This is a genomic window from Bacteroides sp. AM54-2NS (assembly GCF_003602935.1).
Lineage (GTDB): Bacteria > Bacteroidota > Bacteroidia > Bacteroidales > Bacteroidaceae > Bacteroides > Bacteroides xylanisolvens.
This window is the reverse complement of the sequence record NZ_QTMZ01000103.1, coordinates 1-3,025: the sequence shown is the minus strand read 5'-3', so window position 1 is coordinate 3,025 and position 3,025 is coordinate 1. Positions and strand designations below refer to the sequence as shown.

6 protein-coding genes are annotated in these 3,025 nt (G+C 40.3%); 3 read left to right on the top strand and 3 right to left on the bottom strand.

Annotated elements, in window-relative coordinates:
- The first annotated feature begins 74 nt into the window (after window positions 1-74).
- The 3 genes from DXA05_RS25750 (at window position 75) to DXA05_RS25740 (ending at window position 2,192) form a co-directional block, all read left to right on the top strand.
- Window positions 75-410, top strand: coding sequence for a single-stranded DNA-binding protein (locus DXA05_RS25750; protein WP_005868751.1), 336 nt, complete (start codon window positions 75-77; stop codon window positions 408-410).
- A 169-nt stretch (window positions 411-579) separates the two neighbouring features.
- Complete coding sequence (locus DXA05_RS25745) at window positions 580-918, top strand: helix-turn-helix transcriptional regulator (protein WP_005868750.1); 339 nt, start codon at window positions 580-582, stop codon at window positions 916-918.
- Window positions 915-2,192: a type II toxin-antitoxin system HipA family toxin gene (locus tag DXA05_RS25740; RefSeq protein WP_005868749.1), complete on the top strand. Its 1,278-nt coding sequence runs from the start codon at window positions 915-917 to the stop codon at window positions 2,190-2,192. The genes DXA05_RS25745 and DXA05_RS25740 overlap by 4 nt, the downstream gene beginning before the upstream one ends.
- Window positions 2,193-2,349: 157 nt before the next feature.
- On the opposite strand, the gene DXA05_RS26640 is transcribed toward DXA05_RS25740, so the two are convergent.
- The 3 genes from DXA05_RS26640 to DXA05_RS25735 form a co-directional block, all read right to left on the bottom strand.
- Window positions 2,350-2,511 carry a hypothetical protein gene (locus DXA05_RS26640; RefSeq protein ID WP_005868748.1) on the bottom strand — a complete coding sequence of 54 codons (162 nt, stop codon included), beginning with the start codon at window positions 2,509-2,511 and terminating at the stop codon, window positions 2,350-2,352.
- Between the two features lie 66 nt (window positions 2,512-2,577).
- Window positions 2,578-2,733, bottom strand: a complete 156-nt coding sequence (locus DXA05_RS26635; RefSeq protein ID WP_007564673.1) for a hypothetical protein — start codon at window positions 2,731-2,733, stop codon at window positions 2,578-2,580.
- A complete protein-coding gene (locus DXA05_RS25735; protein WP_007564676.1) occupies window positions 2,730-2,927 on the bottom strand; it encodes a hypothetical protein in 198 nt (65 codons plus the stop codon). Before DXA05_RS25735 ends, DXA05_RS26635 begins: the two co-directional genes overlap by 4 nt.
- Window positions 2,928-3,025 lie beyond the last annotated feature (98 nt).

Here is a 3,025-nt window from a genome sequence, read left to right as displayed (position 1 = left end):
ATGGTGTCCCCCAAAGCCAACAATCAGTTATTGCACTGTAAAATTGATTAATTAACTTCTAAAAAATCAGAGATATGAAAAAGATTGAAAATTCATTCGCAGTAACAGGCAGGATTTGTAGGGATGCAGAAATCCATTTATTCGAAATAGTAAAGGTTGCACACTTCTCTATTGTGGTCAGTCGCATAGGCAAGATAAATGAAGAAAAAACATTTGTTTCCTCTGTTATGAAAGTTGAAGCCTGGAGTAAGATGGAAGACCGCTATGCTTTTTGGATACTGCAAAAAGATGTACTGATTACCGTTGAAGGCTACTTTAAGCCGGAAGAATGGACGGATTCTAAAAGTGGGGAGAAACGTAACCGCATTGTGATGGTAGCTACTAAGTTCTACCCGACTCCGGAAAAATAAGAACCCCCGGACTAAAAAGAAAAAGCAATCAAACGATTGAAGCGGCACAAGGTCGCTTCAATCGTTTGCTAATGCGGCAGAAGATTATAAAAAAAGTGTTTCTTAATTTGGTGATTTTCAGATTTATCGGTATTTTTGTATCAAAAATGATACCTAAATATGTTTTTCTATGAAAAGATTATATGATACATATACAATATACGAATTTTCAGATGAATGTATTGTAAAGGAAATCTGCAAGAGAGTTAAGTCTATAAGACTTAGCTGCTGTTTTTCCCAGCAAGAATTTGCGGATAAGGCAGGAGTATCTATCGTTACTATTAAGAGAATAGAATCTTGTAAAGTAAGTGATATTGCCCTAAGTACATTGCTTAAGATTTTGCGTATAAGTGGAACTCTTGAAGGCGTTGTCGGTTTGGTTCCGGAACTTCCAGACTCCCCTTTCCTAATCAATGAAAAAACAGGTAAAAGAATACAAAGAATTAACGGTAAACGTAAGATGGTATGAAGAAAGAGCCGATTATAGTGAATGTATATCTGTGGGGGACTTGCATTGGCAAATTGAATTGGGACTTTGAAAAGCATTGTTCTGTATTCCAATTTACGGATGAATATAGGAAACAAGATTATGATATATGCCCTTCCACACACCCTAAGAGAACCCCTTTGTTTGCGTCTTTCTATGGGAATAAAGATAAATTATATCAAGGGCTTCCGGAATTTCTTGCAGATGCGCTTCCTGACAAATGGGGGGCTTCCCTATTTGACCAATGGCTCACGGATAATAATATAAAGGTTACGGAATCATTGCCTCTATTGAAGCTCTCTTATATTGGCAAGAGGGCTATGGGAGCATTGGAATTTGAACCGGAATTTAATGATGATGCCATCCATGAGTCAGTAAATATGTCATCATTGGCAACTTTGGCTTCTAAAATATATAATGATCGAGATGCTGCTGTCATATCACCGGAGGATAGCCTCACGATGAAAAAGTTGATATATCTTGGAACTTCTGCCGGTGGCATGCGCCCGAAGGCAGTGATTGCCTATAATCTCGAAACGGAAGAGTTTCGTTCCGGCCAGGTGGATTTGCCTGAAAATTTTAAGCAGTATATCATCAAATTTAAAGAAGCAGATGACTCTCCTACCACAGAGATAGAAATGGTATATAGCGAAATGGCAAAGGCGGCGGGAATCAACATGATGCCATGCTTCCTGAAAGAAATTGATGGAAGAAATCATTTCGTAACGGAAAGATTTGATCGTAAGAATGGAGAAAAGCTCTTTAGTCAGACCCTTGCGGCCATTATGCCGGGTGCAGATGATTATATGAAGCTGTGTTGGATAGCAGAGACTCTGAAACTTCCCCAGGAAGACAAAGATCAGATATTTATCAGAATGGTATTTAATTATGTCGCAGGTATATCCGATGATCATAATAAGAACATATCGTTTATCATGGATAAGGCAGGGGTATGGCGTTTATCACCTGCATATGATGTAATGTTCACGGCAAATACATGGGAAAATTCTTCAGCACACATTCATTCGATGGGCGTGATGGGCAAAAGGTCTGCCTTGACTACAAGTGATTTCGTCAACTTTGCCGAGGATTTTGTAGAGGAGCCCGAAAAGAAGATATTACAGGTGTTCGATGCTGTAAGCAAATTTCAATCGTTATGCGCCACGTATGGCATAGATAAGGCTATATTTGATAAAATCCAACATGTATTGGATGGATTGGTCACTGATGATTTGGATTTGCTGCAATTAACTTAAAGAACAGTAGATGGTGATAGTTGCTCCAGTCTTTTCTGGAACGGCTTTCTTTTCTTTTGAGATCTTTATACCCCTATTTGTTATTTTGGAGAAAGTCACATGTTTCCCACCCACCCTTTCAGCGGAGTGACTGTCCCCGTTTCAGGATTTCTCATAGTCACTCGCAGGCTCCGTGATTGTGTGAAATCCAGGAATGGGGAAGGCAAAGGAGAGAGGCATATCCGGTCTGCTTTCGGAGCTTCGGCCACATCGAGACAACCTCTTTCCGGCGGCTATGCCACTCTCCTTTTATTTGCCCGGCAGTCTGTTGCTTACCCATATGCCCCAGCCTTTTAGGGCTGTATATAGGTAGTCGGATATTTCGCCGCTAAATCGGCAGTCCGCTTCAATCGTTTGCTTGCTTTTCTCCGAGTGGATGCCTTTCTGTTTTTCCGGTTGTATAATCTTCTTTTTCCGGAAACAGTTGTAGTGGCTGTATGCCTGTATGGTTATGTTCTCCCCGCAGAATCCGCAAGTCTGTTCTTCCGTTGCAGCCTTTCATTTTATCGTGCAGTCACTTTTTTCGATACGTGGAATATTGTATGCTTCATTCTTCGGCTTCATTTTTTTAAAAGGAATTGCAGAGGTTTCTTCCGGTGTGTCGATAGGCGGCTGACCATATTTTCGGAATGTGCCATGCTTGCTGTCTGACCGGTTGTTTTTTGCATCCTTTCCAAACCTGTTGCTGATTTTCAAGTTTTGTCTTTTTCATATCATTTTTTAGGGAAGTCAAATCATTTTCCGTTGCAAATATAGATTGTTGCTAACCCCTTTTACGGGGATAAGGGGACGAT

Coding starts and splice junctions, on each gene's coding strand:
- DXA05_RS25750 (WP_005868751.1), top strand. CDS start 75: ATGAAAAAGATTGAAAATTCATTCGCAGTAACAGGCAGGATTTGTAGG.
- DXA05_RS25745 (WP_005868750.1), top strand. CDS start 580: ATGAAAAGATTATATGATACATATACAATATACGAATTTTCAGATGAA.
- DXA05_RS25740 (WP_005868749.1), top strand. CDS start 915: ATGAAGAAAGAGCCGATTATAGTGAATGTATATCTGTGGGGGACTTGC.
- DXA05_RS26640 (WP_005868748.1), bottom strand. CDS start 2,511: ATGGGTAAGCAACAGACTGCCGGGCAAATAAAAGGAGAGTGGCATAGC.
- DXA05_RS26635 (WP_007564673.1), bottom strand. CDS start 2,733: ATGAAAGGCTGCAACGGAAGAACAGACTTGCGGATTCTGCGGGGAGAA.